Consider the following 19,900-nt stretch of genomic DNA (forward strand, 5'->3'; position numbering starts at 1 on the left):
GGCGAGGCATCAGCTTGGTTTCTGCGACACAGGATGTGTATCGAGATAGCGCTGCAGGCGCCAGCCGCGAAAACTCCAGGATCGCCAGGACGCCATGCTGCTTTCCTGTTGCTCAAGGAGCCGATCACGGTCGCTGGCCAGCCCTCGGTCCGTCGGTCGCAACAGCATCGCCCGCTCGATGGCCGGCAGTGCCTCGGGCCCGAGCCAGACGAGATAGGAGCCGTCGATGAGAGGGCCGCTCTGTCCCGCCTCACGACTATGGGAGACATTGAAGTCTGCGATCGGCCGGTCGAAATTGATCAGCGCACAGCCGTAGATGGTCGCCGAGAGCACCAGCAGGTTCATACGGATGAGCCATGCGTTGGACTTGTCGAGAGCGATCCTGAGCACGATGAGGATCAGGCCGATCGCAACCAGGATCATCCATATCAGGGCCGCGATTCGCCAATAGGTCAGAGCATAAGTCTCGATATACATGTGAAGCCGTTGAATCGAGGACACGACCAGCATCACGTTCTGAGCCACCCAGAGATAGACCAGCGGCCGGACCAGTCGCGACTCGTTTGCCGTGGTCTCGGAGCGGACGGCGACGATGACGAAGGCAGCCGCGAGCAGCGCCGTGACGATCAAGGGGTAGGCGCCTCGGTGCGCATAGGTCGCATAGGTCATGCCGTCCGGAAGCGCAGCATGTCCCCACAGATATGCGCCGTCGAGCGCCGTCTGGAGGGCAAACAGGATGTTGAACAGGATCAGCGCCCGGATCACGGTTTCAGGGCCGAGCACGGTCGTCAGGATTGACGGCTGATCGGGCTCGCTTTCGATCGGTGGGCTCGAGGTCTTGGTCCGCTCGCGCCAGCGAAGGTTGACGAATGGCCAGACCATGGACAACGTCACGAGCCAGAAGATCGCGTGCCCCATCGTGAGTTGGGAGGCGACGCGCTCGGGACTGAGGACGGCGAACCACCGCTCAATGACCGGATTGGCTGCTGCGAACAGAGCCAAGAACACGCAGCCGAGTGCCAGCGGGATGCTCCAGACAACGAGAGTTCGCGTGATCATGTTCGTGCGCAGCGTCACGATCGCATCAGGTATCAGTCGAAACGGCCCGATCAGGAGCAACTGCCGCGCGGCGGTCAGCGGAAGCCGGAAGCCGCGCGCGGATCGGTTGGTCGCCAGCGTGATAGCCGACAGCGTCGTGAGCAGCAGGACAGGAAAAGAAAGCAGGTTCAGCTCCTCGATGGCGGGAGCCAGGCCGGCAACGAAGAGAACTGCAGCTCCGACCAGACGGTTTCGATCGGTCTTGGCAAGATTGGCGAGAATGCTCGCTGCGGCGAGCGCGGCGAAAAACAGCGGGAATGCCAGGCCGATCGGCCGGCCGTTGTAGAGCAGCGTGTCGGCGAGGCCGACGAGACCGGCAGTGATGGCGAATTTGAGCCACATCAAATCGGGTGCGACGGGCGCAGCCGTCGGCTCGGCGAGAGTCGTCATGGAGGAATCCTTGGTTTGGGTCATCGTTCGGGCCGGGAGGCACAAGCCGATGAGCCAAGCATGACGCCTGCCCATGCAGCAGCTCACGAGGGGATCTGCAGCATTTCAGGATTTGTTTGCAGATTTCGTGCAGACGCGAATCCGCATCTGGCGCGGGGGAACTGTGATTGTTACGCAATGGCCGTCTTTCCCCTGGGATGATCGGCTGCACACATGCTCGGACGTATCAGGACCGCGGTCCTCTGGATCCTTGCTCTGCTCTTCATTTTCGTCACGCTGAACAGCAACGAGCCCTATCTGGTTCGGCTGCGGGGCAGCGGCCACGCAGCCCTGCTCCTCATCGGGCTTGCCGTTCCGCTGCTGCTGATGCTCGGCGGTCGGTGGCGGCGGGGGGCCGCCGGACGCGCTCTGGTCGTAGCATGGTGCGTTCCGCTGATCATGCTGACGTCGACGCAGTTCACGTTTGCCTGGCGCAAGTACGAGACGTTCCGGACGCCCCCCGACGTGGCGCATCTGCTCGGCCGACATTTCATCGTCGGTTACACGGCCGTCGATGACGCAGCCGCGTTGGCCCGACAGGGGTTGATCGCGGGCGTCTATGTGACACACCACAACATCCGCGGCCGGACCGAGCCTCAGCTGCGCGCCGAGATGGCGCGATTGCAGGACGCGCGCCGGAGTGCCGGGCTGCCACCTCTGCTGGTTGCGGCGGATCAGGAGGGAGGCGCCGTCGCACACCTGTCTCCGACCCTGCCGAACATGCCCGGCCTCGCAACGCTGGCCGATCTGCCGGCCTCGCGGCGCGCGCAGGATGCGTTCGCGATGGGGCGCGCCCAAGGTGAGGCTCTCGCGGCTGCCGGCATCACCTTCAATTTGGCTCCGGTCGTCGACCTTCGCCCGAGCTGGACACGCAACCGACTGGACTTCCACACCTTGATCGGCCGCCGCGCGATCTCCAACGATCCCGCGGTGGTTGGCGACATTGCGCTCGGTTACGTCCGTGGCCTGGAAGCAAGCGGTGTCCGCGCGGCCGTCAAGCATTTCCCTGGTCTGGGGCGCGTCGCAGCCGATACGCATCATTTCTCGGCACAGCTCGGCACGCCGGCAGATGTCTTGGAACGGTCGGATTGGCGGCCGTTCCGACAGGTGCTGCAGGGCTCGCACGCGGCAATGATGGTCGGTCACGTGACGGTCGATGCGATCGATCCAGAGCGGCCTGCCTCACATTCCAAAGCCGTGCTTGAGGGACTCATTCGCGGCCGCTGGAACTATCAGGGCGTGATCGTGACGGATGATCTCGTGATGGGGGCGATCTACGGCCGCGACCTCTGCAAAGCGGTCGTGGAGGCTCTCAACGGCGGCGCCGATCTGTTGCTGGTGGCCTATGACGGCACCCAGTTCCACCGCGCGCTCGCCTGCGCCAAGGAGGCTCTGGCGGAAGGACGCATCGACCTCGATGCAATCAGCAGGAGCGATGAACGGCTGAAGCGCTGGGCGCCGACGGTTGGCAAATCACAGCCGTCGAATGTGTCTACGGTTATGCAACGGCCTGGAGGCGTGCATCAGAAGATCGTGGACTGAATGGCAGCGAGCCCTCAGCGCGGGCCATTGCCGGTCCAGTTGCGCCAAGCGACATTCGAGAGGCTTCGCAGGTCGGTCGCCAGCGGGCGTCGCGTCTGCTTGTCGTGCTGAGCGATGAGGTGCTCGGATTCGCGGATCTTGACCTGGAGTTCCGCAACCTGCCGCTTGGTCTGTTCGAGCGCCTTCGCATCGGCGATCTCGCCCACCGTGAACCGCGCCGTCTCGATCTGTTTCAACGTCGCGCGATTCTTTTTGAGCTGGGCGCGATGCCAGGCAACCTTGCTGTCACTGTCCGCAACCATGGTGGACTCCCGCGAAATGCCGCGGAGACTAAACGACCGATTTCTGATTCGCGACAGCTTCGGACCGGCATCGCCAACATTGGAATACCGATCTGCCGGCCCATCGTCCTGGTGAGTCGAATATGTCCGGTTCAATCCAACCCTGCGGCGCGTCTCATCTCATCAATCAGTTCGGACGCTTCAGCCTTCGTCATCTCCGCTCGCGCGGGATCGGACCGGCCAGCCTGCTCGCTGAGCGTTCTCAAGTAGGAAGCTTGGGCATCCGTCATCGGATCGGCTCCGGACACCCAGTCCTCGGGATCTTTCTGCAGCTGTTCGGCCATGGGGATCTCCCGTTGTTGCCCGGCTTCAACGGGGAAGCTTGCAATGTGTTCCTATTTTGTTCTATTGTACAATCCTGCTCCTGCTCGGGTGCTTCATGCGCGATCTATGTGTGGTTCGAGCCGAAATCGACCGTATGCGTCTCCGGGTCGGGCGGCAGCGCCGTGAAATCGTGCAGCTACGGCGAGCTCGGGCCTCGACGGCGGCCGCCGAAGTGCTTTTGCACCACCTGCTGGAGACGCTTGACCGGCTGCGGCAACAGCGGGAGCGGCTCAAGCTGGAGGAAGCGAGCCGACTGCCTCGCAAGCAGCGCGGCGCCCGGCGCGCATGAGACGCTGGCGATAAGGCCGAGCGATCCGCCGCTCGTCCGTAGTCCGATGATCAGGCCTGGAACCGACATGGCCGACGATCACCAGAGCCGCAAAGGCCAACCTGCGCCTGGTCACGAGGACGTCTGCATCTTCAATTTGGCCGGTGAGGAGAAAGATTGGTCGGTAGTCCGGCTCCCTCGCTCAGCATCGGGCGTGTGAGCTTCGGGCAATACGATGTCCGGCGGCGCGGCGGTGAGTTCTTCCGGTGTGGCCTCGCATGATTTGATCTCGAAATTGTTGTCGAGGATTTTCTCGCCATGCGTGCCGAGCGTGATGAGATCGGCCTGTTCCGCGGCCTCCCAGACCTCGCGCTCGGTGCGAAACGGGCGGGTCATCTGTTCGTCATTCTCAAACAATGCGTAGGGCACGAGCGCCTCCAGATTGCGATCCGCCGATGCAGCGATGCCGTGCCGCTCGACGCCGCCCATCCATTCAAGGCAGGGACGTCCAAACAAACGGCGCCATAGGCAGGCTGGTTCCACCCAGGCGAGCGCTGACCCGATCGACCAGTTGTGACGATCCGCCCGGCCTGCCAGGCGGAACATGGAGGCCAGCGCGAGGTTGCCGGCGGTGTCGAATGGCCAGGAGAGTTCAATGGATATCAAGGGAAAGAAGATCGCGATCCTCGCAACCAACGGGTTCGAGCAATCCGAGCTCGAAGTGCCGCGCGATCGTCTCAAGCAGGCGGGCGCGACCGTCGAGATCATCTCGCTCGCGCCGGGCGAGATCAAGGGCTGGGATGAGAAGGACTGGGGACGGACCGTCAAGGTCGACAAGACGTTGGACCAGGCGTCTGCTTCGGACTACGACGCCGTCGTGCTGCCGGGCGGTCAGATCAATCCGGATCTGCTGCGGCTCGAGCCGAAGGCGCTGCGGTTCATCAAGGAGATCTTTGAAGCCAAGAAGATCGTTGCGGCGGTCTGTCATGCGCCGTGGCTCCTGATCGAGACCGGAATTGCCAAGGGGCGAAAGATGACGTCCTACAAATCGATCAAGACGGACGTTGCCAATGCCGGCGCGCATTGGCAGGACGCGGAGGTCGTGGTCGATCAGGGCGTGATCACCTCGCGCAATCCCGGAGATCTGGAAGCCTTCAGCGCCAAGATCATCGAAGAGGTCAAGGAAGGCCGCCATCTCAAGCGCAGCGCGGCTTGATGCTGAGATCGGAAGCCGGGAGAAAACCCGGCTACCTCAGTGGGACGGGCCCAGCGCCCGAGGGGTCGAACGCTGGGCCGCAGTCCACACGGAGTGCCTCCAGCGAGATGGGGGAAAGCCGCCAGAGGCATGGAAATGACTCGCGGCGGGCCGGGTCGTTCCCAATTCCTAGCGCGGACCTTCGCCCGCGGGATTTCGACGAAGCCTCGCAACGTTCGTGAGGAATCGGAACTTCGCTGCTCATCCCGGGTTTGCCGCTTTTGAACAGGCCGCGGAGAGCGTCGTGAGCGAGAAAGCAAAAATCCAGGACTACAGGGCTCCGGCCGGCGGATGGGGTTCGGTGCACGCGGTCGCCAGCATCCTGACGCAGGAGGAGGTGACCCTGCTAGGCAGCGAGATCCTGCTGAAACAGAACAAGCCAGGCGGCTTCATGTGCGTCAGCTGCTCCTGGGCCAAGCCGGCAAAGCCGCACCCTTTCGAATTCTGCGAGAATGGCGCCAAGGCGACCGCGTGGGAAATCACCGGCAAGACAGTCGGACCGGGGTTCTTTGCTCGGCACAGTCTGACAGAATTGCGGTCCTGGTCGGATCATCAGCTCGAAGAGCAGGGGCGTCTTGCTCATCCCATGCGCTATGACGCTGCGGCGGATCGCTATGTTGCCGTGAGCTGGGACGAGGCCCTTCGCGACATCGGGGCAGAGTTGAACAGGCTCGATCCACGCTCGGTCGTCATGTACACGTCGGGCCGAGCCTCGCTCGAGACGAGCTACATGTATCAGCTTTTCGGCCGCATGTACGGCACCAACAATTTTCCCGACAGCTCCAACATGTGCCACGAGTCGACGTCGGTGGCGCTGCCGGAGGTGATCGGTGTGCCCGTCGGCACGGTGCTGCTGGAGGATTTCGACAAAGCGAATTGCATATTCTTCTTCGGCCAGAACACGACGACAAACTCGCCGCGCATGCTGCATCCGTTGCAGCGGGCGGCGCAACGCGGCGTACCCATCATCACCTTCAACCCGCTGCGTGAGCGGGGACTGGAGCGCTTCACTGATCCGCAGAGCCCGATTCAGATGGTGCTCACCGGTGGGACGCGGATTAGCACGCAATACCATCAGTTGCGCGTCGGCGGAGACGGGGCGGCGCTGCTCGGGTTGTGCAAGGCGGTCATTGAGGCGGATGACGCGGCGGTCGCCACGAAGGGCCCGCGTGTGCTCGATGTCGCCTTCATCGAGCAGCACACGTCCGGCTTCGCGGCTTTTGCGACCTTCTGCCGGCAGGCGTCGTGGAGCGATATTGAGCGCTCCTCCGGCCTCGAACGTGCCGCTCTTCTGGAGGCTGCCAAGGTCTACGCAGCCTCTCACGCCGTGATCGCCAATTATGGGATGGGAATTACCCAGCATCGGCATGGCGTCGAAACCGCCAAGATGATTGTCAACCTGCTGCTGTTACGCGGCAACATCGGAAAGCCGGGGGCCGGCATCTCGCCGGTTCGTGGCCATTCCAACGTTCAGGGGCAACGCACCGTCGGCATCTCCGAGAAGACCAAGTTGGTGCCGCTCGACAAGCTTGCCGAGCTCTATTCGTTCGAGCCGCCGCGTTGGGACGGTCTCAGCACGGTCGATGCCTGCCAAGGCATCATCAAGGGCGACGTTAAGGGCTTCGTCAGTCTCGGCGGCAACTTCCTGCGCGCCGTCCCTGAACGCTCGCTGATGGAGCCGGCGTGGTCGAAGCTGCGGCTGTCGGTGCAGATCGCAACCAAGCTCAATCGCAGCCACATCGTGCCAGGCGAGGTGACGTATCTGCTGCCGTGCCTCGGCCGCATCGAAATCGATCGGCAGGCAGGGGGAGATCAGGCGGTCTCGATGGAGGACTCCACCACCTGCATTCACGGCTCGCGCGGGCAGCGCCAACCCGTCGCAGAGACCCTGTTGTCGGAACCAGCCATTGTCGCCGGTCTCGCCAAGGCCACCCTGAAGCCAAACCCGCGCGTCGATTGGGATGCCTGGGTGGGCGACTACGCGCGCGTCAGAGACGCGATCGAGCGGACCTACCCCGAGCAGTTCAAAGACTTCAACAAGCGCCTGTTTGAGCCCGGCGGCTTTCCGCGGCCGCTTGGTGCCCGCGAACGCAAATGGAAGACCCCGACCGGCAAGGCGAACTTCACCGTGCCCAAGGCGGCGCTCAATCCGCCGGAGGAAGGCAATGGCGTGTACCAGCTGATGACCTTGCGCGCCGACGGCCAGTTCAACACCACCATCTACAACGAGGACGACCGGTTTCGCGGCGTCACCGGTGGCCGTCAGATCGTCTTCATGAACGCGAGCGACATGGCTGATCTGGGCATCAAGCAGGGCGAGCCGGTTCGGCTCTCGACCGAGGCCGATGACGGCGTGGAGCGCTCGCTGGGCGGGCTCCAGGCAGTGGCGTTCGACATTCCGCGCTACAGCGTGGCGGCCTACTACCCCGAATGCAACGGATTGATTCCGCTATGGCACTACGCGGAAGGGAGCAAGGTGCCCGCCGCCAAGTCGATCCCGGTCCGGATCTCGCGCGACATGGCCTGAGCTATCCGGAGCGGTCAGCCCGCAGCCCGTTGTCGTGCGTCGCCCGGCGCCGCCGTCGCGCAAGGGCTCGTGATCTCCGGCGGGGTCGCGCCGGGGCGGAGCGGGACGACCAGCCGGCACACCAATCCCTCGGGACGCCAGTCGAACGAGGCGCGCCCACCGAGCTGGCTTTCCACACTGGCCATCAGGCTGCGCGTGCCGAAGCCGCGCGAGGTCGGCGCGCGCACCAAGGGACCGCCGGTTTCAATCCAGATCAGATCCAGGCGCTCATCCTCGATGCTCCATTTGACCGAGAGATGCCCGGAGCGGACCGACAGCGCGCCGTATTTGGCCGAGTTTGTCACCAGCTCGTGCAGCGCCAGCGCCAGCGTCTGCGCGGTCGCAGGCTCAAGTTGCAGATCGACGCCGTCAAAGGCGACCTGGCCGCCGGTTGCATAGGGCGCGAGCTCTTCGGCCACCAACCTACCTATTTTCGCACCTTCCCAGCTTGATAGCGAGAGGATGGTGTGAACGCGGGCCAGTGCGCTGATGCGCCCCTCTACGGCGTTGACATAGGTCTTCACGCTGTCGGCTTTGGTCAGGCGGACGATCGACTGAGCCAAGGTCAGCGCATTCTTGGCACGATGATCGACCTCGCGGGTCAGCAGGTTCTGGCGTTCCTCGGCGCGCTTGCGCTCGGTGATGTCGATCGTGACCCCGCTGACGCGGACCACGCGGCCGGTCCTGTCGGTGGTCGCCGCGGCCGTTCCCACGCACCACCGCTCTTCGCCATCGGGCCGGTGGATCCGGAACTCAGCCTCATACGACGTCGCGCCACGGCTGAATTCCGTGACCACTTGGCGGGCGCGCTCGGCATCCTCCCGGTGCAGCAGCGCCATGATGTTCACGGTGTTCAGCTCGAAGTTCTGCGGCGTGACGCCGAAGATGCGGTACTGCCCCTCGTCCCACATCCAGTCGCCATTGACACCGTCCCAGTCCCACGAGCCCATCCTGCCGGCTGCGATCGCCATGCTCCGACGCTGCTCGCTCTCGACGAGCTTTGCTGTCGATCGCTCAAGCTCGGCGGTGCGGGCCCGTACCCGGTCCTCCAGCTCAAGGTTCAGACGTTCCAGCTCGCGTGTCTTGCGATAGAGCTCGGCAAAAACCTTGATTTTGGCGCGCAGCACCTCCGGCACGACAGGAACCGGCACGTAGTCGACGGCGCCCATCTCATAGCCACGAAGGCGATCGAAGTCGCTCACCTGGATGGCGGAGATAAAGATGATCGCAATCTTCTGGAACCTCGGATGCTCACGGATCATTTGCGCCAGCTCGAAGCCGTCGAGCTCAGGCATGCAGACGTCGACGAGAATCACTGCGATCTCGTTCTTCAGCAGAATTTCGAGCGCCTCGCGACCAGAGGTGGCGACTACGAGGTTTTCGCCGAGTTCCTTCAGGATGACCTCGTAGGCCAGCAGCTTCGCCGGCTGATCGTCGACCAAGAGGATGTTGACCTTCGCATGTTCCATCATGATGAGCCGTTCAGCGGTGCAGCCACATGCGGATCGCAAGAAGCAGCTGCTCGGTGTTGACGGGTTTTGCCAGATAATCGGAGGCGCCAGCTTCGAGACACTTTTCGCGGTCTCCCTTCATGGCTTTCGCGGTCAACGCGATGATGGGGAGCCGGACGAAGGCGGGGTTTTGCCTAATGACGCCGATCGTCTGATAACCATCCATCTGCGGCATCATGATGTCCATGAGGACGATCGCGATCGCGGGATTGCTCTGCACCAGGTCGATCGCTTCGCTGCCGGTGGTGGCCGTCAGCACTTTCATGCCGCGGCGTTCCAGCACGCTGGAGAGAGCAAAGATGTTGCGGGCATCGTCGTCGACCAGCAGCACCGTCTTGCCGATCAGATCCTCGTCGGAACTGTTCAGCTTCTCGAGCATGCGCTGCTTCTCGAGCGGCAGTTCCGTGATCACGCGGTGAAGGAACAACGATGTCTCGTCGAGCAGCCGCTCCGGCGATTCCACGCCCTTGACGACGATGCTCCGCGCCATCGTATGCAGTTCCGCATCCTCTTCGGCCGACAATTCCCGCCCGGTGAAGACGACCACCGGAACGCTCGACAAGAACTCGTCGGAGCGCAATTGATCGAGCACGTCGAACCCGCTCATGTCGGGCAGCCGCAGATCGAGAACCACGCAGTCGCACGGTGCGCTGCGCAGCGTCTCGAGCGCCGCAGCTCCCGTATCCGCCGCGATGATCTCGATGTCGTCGTGATCCAACAGCTGGCGGATGCTGAGCTGCTCGGCCGCGTTGTCCTCCACGATCAGCAGCCGCTTGCGTCGCGGCTTCGCGTATTCCTTGATCTGCGACAGGGCCGCGCTGACGCCTTCCGTTGTCGTGGGCTTGCTGACGAAGGAGAAGGCCCCACGCGCCAAAGCGTGCTGGCGGTCTTCGTCGAGCGTGATGATCTGCACCGGGATGTGCCGCGTCAGCGGATTATGCTTGAGCTGGCTCAGAACGGTCCAGCCGAGCATGTCCGGCAGGAAGACGTCGAGAGAGATCGCAGCCGGTTGATACTGTTTGGCAAGATCCAGCGCCTCGGCGCCGCGGCTGGCGGTCAGGACCTTGAAGCCCCTGTCGCGCGCGAGGTCGATCAGGACGCGCGCGTAGTGTGGATCGTCCTCGACCACGAGCAGGATCGTATCGCCGGGTTCGAGATCGAGACGATCGTCCGGCGGGGGCTCGATCCCGCGCTCTGGCGCGGCCGCTTGCTGTAGGGCTGGAGGTTGAACGTAGGGAACGGGCGATGCCGGACTGACGCGCGGCGCCGTTGCGGGACCTGAATATTTGAGCGGCAGATACAGCGTGAAGGTGCTGCCCTTGCCGGGGGCGCTCTTGAGGTGGATCTCGCCGCCCAGGAGGTTGGCGAGCTCGCGGCTGATCGCGAGCCCGAGACCAGTGCCACCATATTTGCGGCTCGTGCCGGCATCCGCCTGCTGGAACGCCTCGAAGATCAGCTTCTGCTTGTCTTGCGGAATGCCGATGCCGGTGTCCGAGACTTCGAACGCGATCACGGCCGGTGCCGTATTGAGCACCGGATGTTCTGCGCTCCATCCGCCGAGCGCCGCAGACACCTTCAAGCGCACCCCTCCTTCGGCGGTGAACTTGAAGGCGTTCGAGAGCAGATTCTTCAGCACCTGCTGCAAGCGCTTGGAATCCGTGACGATGCTACGCGCAAGGTTCGGGTCGACGTCGATGTTGAAGGCGAGCAGGCGATTTTCCGCCTCGTGGCGGAACGGACGCCCCACGGTCTCCAGGAGGTTGGTGGTGAGGATCTCCTCGGCGTCGACCGTCACGGTGCCGGACTCGATCTTCGAGAGATCGAGGATGTCGCTGATCAGATTGAGCAGATCGGTGCCGGCGCCATGGATGGTGCGGGCGAACTCGACCTGCTTGAGCGTGAGATTGCCGTCCGGATTCTCGGTCAGCTGCTGGCCGAGGATCAGGATGCTGTTGAGCGGCGTGCGCAGCTCGTGCGACATGTTGGCGAGGAACTCGGACTTGTACTTGGATGTCAGCGCGAGCTCGGTCGCCTTTTCCTCGAGCGCGCGGCGGGCCTGCTCGATTTCCTGGTTCTTGCGCTCGACCTCGACGTTGCGCTCGGCGAGCTGTTGCGCCTTCTGCTCGAGCTGCTCGTTGGTCTGTTGCAGCTCGCGCTGCTGGGTCTGAAGCTCCGCGGCGAGCTGCTGCGACTGCTTCAGCAGTCCCTCGGTCTGCATCGTGGCTTCGATCGAATTGAGCACGATGCCGATGGAGTCGGTGAGCTGCTCGAGGAACGTCATCTGCGACGTCGTGAACGGACTGAGCGACGCCAGCTCGATCACCGCCTTGACCTGGTTCTCGAACAACACCGGCAGCACCACGAGGTTCTTAGGGACGGCGCGGAGCAGGGCGGAGCCCACGGGGATGACGTCGGATGGTATCTCCGAAACCAGCCGCTGGCGTTTGTCGATCGCGCATTGCCCGATCAGCCCCTCACCGAACTGGACGTGCGTCCGGTGAGGATAGATGCCGTCATCGGCGTATGAGGCGAGCAGGCGCAGCTGTGGCGCGGACTCGGTCTCGACCTGGTAGATCACGCCGCGGTGGGCGTTCACCAGCGGCGTCAGCTCGGTCAGCAGCAGGCGGCCAACGGTGGTCAGGTCGCGCTGGCCCTGCAGCATGTTGGTGAACTTGGCGAGGTTCGTCTTGAGCCAGTCCTGCTCGGTGTTGAGGTCGGTGGTGAGCCTCAGATTGGTGATCATCGTATTGATGTTGTCTTTGAGCTCGGCCACCTCGCCGCGGGCATCGACCTGGATGGAGCGGGTGAGATCGCCCTTGGTCACGGCCGTAGCGACCTCAGCAATGGCGCGCACCTGGGACGTCAGGTTGGCCGCGAGCAGGTTGACGTTGCCGGTCAGGTCCTTCCACGTGCCGGCCGCGCCGGGCACGTTGGCCTGGCCGCCGAGCCGGCCCTCGACGCCGACCTCGCGGGCCACGCTCGTCACCTGGTCGGCGAAGGTCGCCAGCGTCTCCGTCATGTTGTTGATGGTGTCGGCGAGCGCTGCGACCTCGCCCTTCGATTTGACCGTGAGATTCTGCTTGAGATCGCCGTTGGCGACGGCGGTCACGACCTTGACGATGCCGCGGACCTGCTCCGTCAGGTTCGCGGCCATGAAGTTGACGGTATCGGTGAGGTCTTTCCACGTGCCGGCAACGCCCGGCACCTGCGCCTGTCCGCCGAGCTTGCCTTCGGTGCCGACCTCGCGTGCCACGCGCGTCACCTCGCCGGCGAAGGCGTTGAGCTGATCGACCATGGTGTTGATGGTGTTCTTCAGCTCCAGGATCTCGCCCTTCACGTCGACGGTGATCTTGCGCGACAGGTCGCCGCGCGCCACTGCCGTGGTCACCTCGGCGATGTTTCGGACCTGCGTGGTCAGATTGGCCGCGAGCAGGTTGACGTTGTCGGTCAAATCCTTCCAGGTGCCGCCGACGCCGGGCACAACGGCCTGGCCGCCCAATCGGCCCTCGGTGCCGACCTCGCGCGCGACCCGCGTCACTTCGGCCGCGAACGAGCGCAACTGCTCCACCATCGTGTTCAGGGTGTCCTTGAGCAGCAGGATCTCGCCGCGCACGTCGACCGTGATCTTCTTCGACAGGTCGCCCCCGGCGATCGCGGTCGCGACCTCGGCGATGTTGCGGACCTGCGCGGTCAGGTTCGAGGCCATGAAGTTGACGCTGTCGGTGAGGTCCTTCCAGGTACCTGCGACTTCGGGCACCTCGGCCTGGCCGCCCAGCTTGCCTTCGGTGCCGACCTCGCGCGCCACGCGCGTCACCTCCGATGCGAAGGCGTTGAGCTGATCGACCATGGTGTTGATGGTGTTCTTCAGCTCCAGGATCTCGCCCTTCACATCGACGGTGATCTTGCGCGACAGGTCGCCGCGCGCCACCGCCGTGGTCACCTCGGCGATGTTGCGGACCTGAGCCGTCAGATTGCCGGCCATCGAGTTGACGCTGTCGGTGAGATCCTTCCAGGTGCCGGCGACGCCGGGCACGTTGGCCTGGCCGCCGAGCCGGCCCTCGGTGCCGACCTCGCGGGCGACGCGCGTCACCTCGCCCGCGAAACGGTTGAGCTGATCGACCATCGTGTTCAGCGTCTCTTTGAGACTCAGGATCTCGCCGCGCACGTCGACCGTGATCTTGCGCGACAGGTCGCCGCCGGCGATGGCCGTCGCCACCTCGGCGATGTTGCGCACCTGCGCCGTCAGATTGCCGGCCATCGAGTTGACGCTGTCGGTGAGGTCCTTCCATGTGCCGGCCACACCGGGCACCTCGGCCTGGCCGCCGAGCTTGCCGTCGGTGCCGACCTCGCGCGCCACGCGCGTCACCTCACCGGCGAAGGCGTTGAGCTGGTCGACCATCGTGTTCAGCGTCTCCTTCAGCTGAAGGATCTCGCCGGAGACGTTGACCGTGATCTTCTTCGACAGGTCGCCCTTGGCGACGGCGGTGGCGACCTCCGCGATGTTGCGGACCTGGCCGGTCAGGTTCGAGGCCATCGAGTTGACGCTGTCGGTCAGGTCCTTCCAGGTGCCCGCGACGCCGCGCACCATGGCCTGGCCGCCGAGCTTGCCCTCGGTGCCGACCTCGCGGGCGACGCGGGTCACCTCGCCGGCGAACGCGTTGAGCTGGTCGACCATCGTGTTGATGGTGTCCTTCAGCTCCAGGATCTCGCCGCGCACGTCGACGGTGATCTTCTTCGACAGGTCGCCGTTGGCGACGGCGGTCGTCACCTCGGCGATGTTGCGGACCTGCGCCGTCAGGTTCGACGCCATCGAGTTGACGCTCTCGGTGAGATCCTTCCAGGTGCCGGCAACGCCGAGCACGTTGGCCTGGCCGCCCAGCCGACCGTCGGTGCCCACCTCGCGCGCCACGCGCGTGACCTCGCCGGCGAACGCATTGAGCTGGTCGACCATCGTGTTCAGCGTTTCCTTCAGCTGAAGGATCTCGCCGGAAACGTTGACGGTGATCTTCTTGGAAAGATCGCCACTGGCGATGGCGGTCGCGACGTCGGCGATGTTGCGGACCTGGGCCGTCAGGTTCGACGCCATGAAGTTGACGTTGTCGGTGAGATCCTTCCAGGTGCCGGCGACGCCGGGCACCTGCGCCTGGCCGCCGAGCTTGCCCTCGGTGCCGACCTCGCGCGCCACGCGCGTCACCTCGGATGCGAAGGCGTTGAGCTGGTCGACCATCGTGTTGATGGTGTCCTTCAGCTCCAGGATCTCACCGCGCACATCGACCGTGATCTTGCGTGACAGGTCACCGCGGGCGACCGCAGTGGTGACGTTGGCGATGTTGCGGACCTGAGCGGTGAGGTTGCCGCACATCGCGTTGACGGAGTCGGTGAGGTCCTTCCAGGTGCCGGCAACGCCGGGAACGATGGCCTGACCGCCGAGCTTGCCGTCGGTGCCGACCTCGCGGGCCACGCGCGTCACCTCCGACGCGAACGAGCGCAGCTGGTCGACCATCGTGTTGATCGCCTCCTTCAACTGCAGAATTTCACCACGCACGTCGACCGTGATCTTCTTCGACAGGTCGCCATTGGCAACCGCGATCGTCACCTCCGCGATATTGCGGACCTGGCCGGTGAGGTTGTTGGCCATCGAGTTGACGCTCTCGGTCAGGTCCTTCCAGACGCCCGTGACTTCGGGAACCTGGGCCTGTCCGCCGAGCTTGCCCTCGGTGCCGACCTCGCGCGCCACGCGGGTCACTTCGGACGTGAAGACGCTGAGCTGCTTGATCATCGTATTGACGATGGTCGCCGACTGCAGGAACTCGCCGCCCAGAGGCCGGCCATCGACATCCAGCTTCACGGTCTGCAGGAGGTCGCCTTGGGCCACGGCGGCGACCGCGCGAGTCACCTCGCGGGTGGGCCATAGAAGATCGTCGATCAACGTGTTGATCGAGCTCTCCATATCCGCCCAGGAGCCGCTGGCGATGCCGAACCGCACGCGCTGGCGCGTCTTTCCCTCGCGTCCCACGACCTGGCCGACGCGCTCGAGCTGCTGCGCCATCCGCTCGTTGGCTGCAATGATCTCGTTGAACGTGTCGGCGATCTTGCCGTCGATGCCGAGATAGTCGCCGCTCATGCGCACGGAGAAATCTCCGGAACGCATGGCCTGCAGGACGCGGAGCAGATCCTGGCTGGCATCGGCCGCCTCGACTCCGTTGCCGTGGCGACCGAACCCCTGGCGCATGGGCATCGCACCGGCAGCAGCATCATCGCTCATCAAGTTCCCCCAAGTCAGAATCGTCTACCATCAAGAATCTGAGACACTTATGACGGGCGGCATAGAAGCCGCGGCAACTAATCAAATCAAGCCGGGAGGCCGATTTCTCCGACTGATGGAACCGGCATTTGCCGGCACAAATGGCTCAACTCCACTCCAGGCGGAACGTTCCAGAATTCTTTTTCTCTCTTGCGAGGATGAGCCATCCCTTTCCGGAACCAAGCCAGAGATTAGCCTTCGCTGGTCGTGCCTAGGGGTTACGAGAAGCACGATTCTCAACTCGGTGTCGTGGCCGCCTTCATGGTCGTCCACCGCCAAGTCCCGCGGCCGGCCCGGGAGCGACGGGCGATGCGCCCGCCAGTTCCGCAACGCTCCGACCGCAGCGCAGCAAGTAGCGGGTGCAGCGGGGACCTCGTTGTTCGGAGCGCGGGATGACGATGCAGTCCAGGGCTGCGACGCGGATCCCGAAGTGGAATAGGTCAGAGAGTCAGCAACACCACGGCTGAGCGTTGTGATGCTCGGTCTCACGACCATCTTGCAACTTGGAACAGAACGTACTGCTCCCCGCTTTCGATAGAGAACTGCCGACAGTTCCATGATCATTAATATCGTGTAACACGATTGCATCGGCGCGCGGCGCCCACCAGCTAAATTTGTATGAAACAATCAGATCTTTTCAGAGAGAACGCGGACAACTGCCTCCAGCTTGCGGAGCGCACGCAGGAAGAGCCGGCCTTCCGGCGCTATCGGCGCATGGCCCAGGGCTGGAATGCGCTCGCCCTCCAGCAGGACTGGCTCGACGGCGAGATTGCGCCGCTCGGCGAGCCGAAGGCTGCGCGGCACGAGTAACCAATTAGAATGCAGGAGCGTCCGATGACCCCACGAACGATTCTCATTGCGCTACTGACTGCGTTCAGCTTGGCGTCGGCTGTCGCTGCGTTCACAACGATCCGTCAGGTGCATACGGAAGCGTATTCGCTTCCGCAGCCTGTCACCCGCATTTGAGCGAGGCGGGCGGCTTCAGGGCTGCCCGGACCCTCCCGAAGATCCATAGACCTGCCCGTTGGCGTAGCTCGCGTCCGCAGCGGCCAACTGGACGTAGATCGATCCAAGCTCCACCGGCTGGCCGGGACGACCGAGTGGAGTCTGACCACCAAATTTTTCGAGTTTCTCCATAGTGGCCCCGCCTGAGACCTGAAGGGGCGTCCAGATCGGCCCAGGAGCGACGGCGTTCACGCGAATGCCCTTCGGCCCGAGCTGTTTGGCCAGGGACTTCACGTAGTTCATGGTCGCCGCCTTGGTCTGCGCGTAGTCATAGAGGTCGGGAGAGGGATCGTAGGCCTGCTCGGACGAAGTGCCGATGATGACCGATCCCGGCTTCAGATGGGGCAGGGCGGCCTTGATGATCCAGAACGGGGCATAGATATTGGTTTTCATCGTCGCGTCGAAATCTTCGGACGAGACATCCAGGATCGACTGGCGTGCCTGCTGCCGCGCGGCGTTGTTGACGACGATGTCGAGTCCGCCCAGCGCTTCGACGACCTGTTGCACCAGCCGCCGGCAGAACTCCTCGTCGCGCAGATCGCCGGGGATGGCGACGGCCTTTCGCCCCTCGGCCTCGATCAACGCGATGACCTCCTGCGCATCCGGCTCCTCGGTCGGATAGTAGTTGATCGCGACGTCGGCTCCTTCCCGCGCATAGGCGATGGCGGCCGCGCGTCCCATGCCGGGATCGCCTCCGGTGATCAGCGCCTTGCGCCCGGCGAGGCGTCCGGAACCCTTGTAGCTGGTCTCGCCGTGATCAGGCCGCGGAGACATCCTGCTCGCAAGGCCGGCCCAGGGCTGCGACTGGTGTTCGAACGGCGGCTTCGGATATTTGTCCTTGGGGGTCCACGAGCGGTTCGGGCGGGGTTGAATTTGCGGCCATCGTCTCGCGTCCTTTCGCTGTTGCCGAGGTCAGCGATGCGGCCGCAAGTGTTGCGGTGCCTCCGACCATCTCGCGGCGGGACATCGACGTTGTGCGATCGCCTGCCATGCGGTGTCTCCTCTCGAGGGACGTGGTCAACGGCCTGAGACCACCAACGCTTCATTTGGATCGCTGAAAGCACCGTGTCGCGCGCCAGATGCACTGGTCGGCTCTGCGGCCTGTTGGCTCAGGGAGGAACGAACAGGCGCGGCCGGCGTCGTTTTCGATCGAATCGGAGTGGCGTCGGCACTATCCAATCCGACGCCCTTCGCGGATCACCAACCAAGGAGAGCCATCCGATGGCGCAGCAAGGCCAAGGCATCGTCAGGACAGGACGCGGGGAGGATCAGCCCGCCGACAAGGAGCGTGCGCAGCAGGTTCATAGGACCACATCTCCCGATGCTCCGTCCCGCGAGGCGACACGTCATCCCGAGCAGGACAGTAACCCGTCGGCGAGTGACTGAGAGCCCTTCAGGCCCTTGGGAACGGCCGGTGACGGCCGAACGTTATCGATCCATTAGCACCGGGAGGATCACGTGACATCGATGCTCGATGAACGCGAATATGGCAACCTGATTGGAAGCGACAAGGTCGAAGGCACGGCCGTCTATGGCGCCGACGACACCAAGATCGGCACCATCGAACGCGTGATGATCGACAAGCTCAGCGGGCGGGTCTCGTATGCCGTCCTGGGCTTCGGCGGTTTCCTCGGGCTTGGCAATGATCACTACCCGTTGCCCTGGCAATCCCTGAAGTACGACACGCGACTCGGCGGCTACGTTACCGGCGTGACCGAGAACCAGCTGCGGGGCGCGCCGAAATATTCCGACGAGCGCGAGTGGGACTGGGGGGATGCCGGGGCGGGGCGCAAGGTCGACGACTATTACGGCGTCCAACTCGCTTAGGACCGCCGCCCTCGTTCATTGCGCTGGCGAGGATGCCGACGAACGTCGCGTATCGCGGCCTTGTCCGCGACCCCAGATGAAATCTCAGGCGGCCGGCGGCTGAGCGCCGTTTTCGGCCGCCGATCCAGCCATCATGCTGCGGCGGCTCGATAGCCAGATCGGAATCTCGCGGTAGCAGGTGCCTTTTTCATTCATCTCTGCGACCGTCCACCGGCTCGGATGCCGTTCCTTGCCGACGAAGACCCAGTCATCGGCGGTGGGGGGCGGCTCATTCGGCCTTGTCCTCAGCCATGCCGAACGGGCTCCCTTCGGCAGGCGATCCTGCTTCATCTGATAGAGATCATATACTGGTGAACGCATGACGCTACTCGTCCTCAAGCAACCGCAATTCTCAACACCCTCAGCGTGTCGCTTCGTCGCGGCGGAATTGTGGGAGCGGCGCGGCCAGGCTGTGCAAAAGCACGATCAAGCCTGTGATTGACGGCATCTGCCATATTCTTCGCGTGGGGCGTAGCGCTTCGAAAAGGCGACGCGCGGGGCTGTTCAATAACCCCGCGAGTCGGGACCGACGCCGATCGCGTCCGGCAATGAAGAGTCGCCAGCCCGCGACCGGTGGACTGATCAAATCAGAAGAAAGCGTAGCTGAGATCGAGACCGTAGGTGGCGTGGAGAATGAAGCCAAACGCCGTGGCGCCGCAGAGCATCAGGATCGTGCGCAGCTTCTCGGAGTCGATACGGGTCTCTTCGAGATGGGTCGGGAGAGCCTTGATGAGTGTTGTCATTGTGGGACCTCTGTACGCGAAACGAAGACGGAGAGTGAGTTATGAAAAGTATATCCGAGGTTGTTAGATCCCGTTTCTGGGAGGTGGTTTTTGTAGAGTCCCAGAAGAGTTCTAATTGTGAAAGAGGAACCCAGCATCGTGCAGTTTTTGGGGCAAAGTTGCGGAAAGTAAATGATCAGTAAATTAAATCTGAGGTTGATATTAGTTGCGTGCAGTATTGTTGCACGTCTCGGCTGTTGAAAGAAGTTGCCAGGTTGCGGAGACGCGGCGCCGCACGTTTTTAAGCTTAATTTCTTCAGGGAGGCTGTTTGAGCGTGCTCATCCGGTGCGGCCCGGTGCCGATGAGCACCGTGCGCGCCACGGCGCCAATGCGGTTGCAAAAGCAATTCTAAGTATAGAGGCAGCTCACCTCGACCTCGGCCAATTTGTGGCGAGGTGTTAACGGCTATGGCGATGTCGCCACTCGCTCGCCGGGTTCTTTGGCATGACTGGTATCATGTGGGTGGTGACGACGGAAGCGGGTCGCTGAAATCTCGCTGGCGGGTGTGCTGATCATACAACAGCCCCACCATCATCGAGCGGGGATCGCACGGGCGTCTCGTGTCGAGCCCAGTTGAGGCGCCAGCATGATGGGCAGTTCATGAATCA

13 protein-coding genes and 1 pseudogene are annotated in these 19,900 nt (G+C 63.4%); 5 read left to right on the top strand and 9 right to left on the bottom strand.

Annotated elements, in window-relative coordinates:
* Nucleotides 1-9: 9 nt before the first annotated feature.
* On the bottom strand, nt 10-1,488 hold the full coding sequence (locus tag QX048_RS07600; protein WP_315827566.1) for a DUF4173 domain-containing protein: 1,479 nt from the start codon (nt 1,486-1,488) through the stop codon (nt 10-12).
* 213 nt (nt 1,489-1,701) lie between these two features.
* Here QX048_RS07600 and QX048_RS07605 point away from each other — a divergent pair, with 213 nt between their 5' ends.
* Complete coding sequence (locus QX048_RS07605; RefSeq protein WP_315827567.1) at nt 1,702-3,069, top strand: glycoside hydrolase family 3 N-terminal domain-containing protein; 1,368 nt, start codon at nt 1,702-1,704, stop codon at nt 3,067-3,069.
* Nucleotides 3,070-3,083: 14 nt separating this feature from the next.
* On the opposite strand, the gene QX048_RS07610 is transcribed toward QX048_RS07605, so the two are convergent.
* The 3 genes from QX048_RS07610 to QX048_RS07620 all read right to left on the bottom strand — a co-directional run bounded on the left by QX048_RS07610 (nt 3,084) and on the right by QX048_RS07620 (nt 4,668).
* Nucleotides 3,084-3,371: a hypothetical protein gene (locus QX048_RS07610; protein WP_315827568.1), complete on the bottom strand. Its 288-nt coding sequence runs from the start codon at nt 3,369-3,371 to the stop codon at nt 3,084-3,086.
* Between the two features lie 131 nt (nt 3,372-3,502).
* Nucleotides 3,503-3,694, bottom strand: a complete 192-nt coding sequence (locus tag QX048_RS07615) for a DUF3072 domain-containing protein (RefSeq protein WP_315827569.1) — start codon at nt 3,692-3,694, stop codon at nt 3,503-3,505.
* 440 nt (nt 3,695-4,134) lie between these two features.
* Entirely contained in the window at nt 4,135-4,668 is a 534-nt protein-coding gene (locus tag QX048_RS07620) for a hypothetical protein (RefSeq protein ID WP_315827570.1), read from the bottom strand.
* Between QX048_RS07620 and QX048_RS07625 the strand changes: the two genes are divergently transcribed.
* Together QX048_RS07625 and QX048_RS07630 are read left to right on the top strand one after the other, a co-directional pair.
* Nucleotides 4,658-5,218 carry a type 1 glutamine amidotransferase domain-containing protein gene (locus tag QX048_RS07625; protein ID WP_315711823.1) on the top strand — a complete coding sequence of 187 codons (561 nt, stop codon included), beginning with the start codon at nt 4,658-4,660 and terminating at the stop codon, nt 5,216-5,218. The genes QX048_RS07620 and QX048_RS07625 overlap by 11 nt on opposite strands.
* A 283-nt stretch (nt 5,219-5,501) precedes the next feature.
* Nucleotides 5,502-7,784, top strand: coding sequence for an FdhF/YdeP family oxidoreductase (locus QX048_RS07630; protein WP_315827571.1), 2,283 nt, complete (start codon nt 5,502-5,504; stop codon nt 7,782-7,784).
* A 14-nt stretch (nt 7,785-7,798) separates the two neighbouring features.
* On the opposite strand, the gene QX048_RS07635 is transcribed toward QX048_RS07630, so the two are convergent.
* The gene (locus QX048_RS07635; RefSeq protein ID WP_315827631.1) at nt 7,799-9,292 is read right to left on the bottom strand and encodes an HWE histidine kinase domain-containing protein; all 1,494 of its coding nucleotides are present in this window, start codon (nt 9,290-9,292) and stop codon (nt 7,799-7,801) included.
* A 13-nt stretch (nt 9,293-9,305) separates the two neighbouring features.
* Entirely contained in the window at nt 9,306-15,566 is a 6,261-nt protein-coding gene (locus QX048_RS07640; protein ID WP_409977885.1) for a HAMP domain-containing protein, read from the bottom strand.
* 690 nt (nt 15,567-16,256) lie between these two features.
* On the opposite strand from QX048_RS07640, the gene QX048_RS07645 reads away from it, so the two are divergent.
* The gene (locus tag QX048_RS07645) at nt 16,257-16,448 is read left to right on the top strand and encodes a hypothetical protein (protein ID WP_315711826.1); all 192 of its coding nucleotides are present in this window, start codon (nt 16,257-16,259) and stop codon (nt 16,446-16,448) included.
* A 171-nt stretch (nt 16,449-16,619) separates the two neighbouring features.
* On the opposite strand, the pseudogene QX048_RS07650 reads toward QX048_RS07645, so the two are convergent.
* Nucleotides 16,620-17,634, bottom strand: a pseudogene (locus QX048_RS07650) (SDR family oxidoreductase).
* A 476-nt stretch (nt 17,635-18,110) separates the two neighbouring features.
* On the opposite strand from QX048_RS07650, the gene QX048_RS07655 reads away from it, so the two are divergent.
* The gene (locus QX048_RS07655) at nt 18,111-18,470 is read left to right on the top strand and encodes a PRC-barrel domain-containing protein (protein WP_315827632.1); all 360 of its coding nucleotides are present in this window, start codon (nt 18,111-18,113) and stop codon (nt 18,468-18,470) included.
* 84 nt (nt 18,471-18,554) lie between these two features.
* Here the strand turns inward: QX048_RS07655 and QX048_RS07660 are convergent, their stop codons facing one another.
* The gene (locus QX048_RS07660) at nt 18,555-18,830 is read right to left on the bottom strand and encodes a hypothetical protein (protein ID WP_315751081.1); all 276 of its coding nucleotides are present in this window, start codon (nt 18,828-18,830) and stop codon (nt 18,555-18,557) included.
* A 266-nt stretch (nt 18,831-19,096) separates the two neighbouring features.
* Nucleotides 19,097-19,252, bottom strand: coding sequence for a hypothetical protein (locus tag QX048_RS07665; RefSeq protein WP_315738062.1), 156 nt, complete (start codon nt 19,250-19,252; stop codon nt 19,097-19,099).
* Nucleotides 19,253-19,900: the final 648 nt, after the last annotated feature.

The sequence above is a fragment of the Bradyrhizobium sp. SZCCHNS30572 genome, from assembly GCF_032484415.1.
Lineage (GTDB): Bacteria > Pseudomonadota > Alphaproteobacteria > Rhizobiales > Xanthobacteraceae > Bradyrhizobium.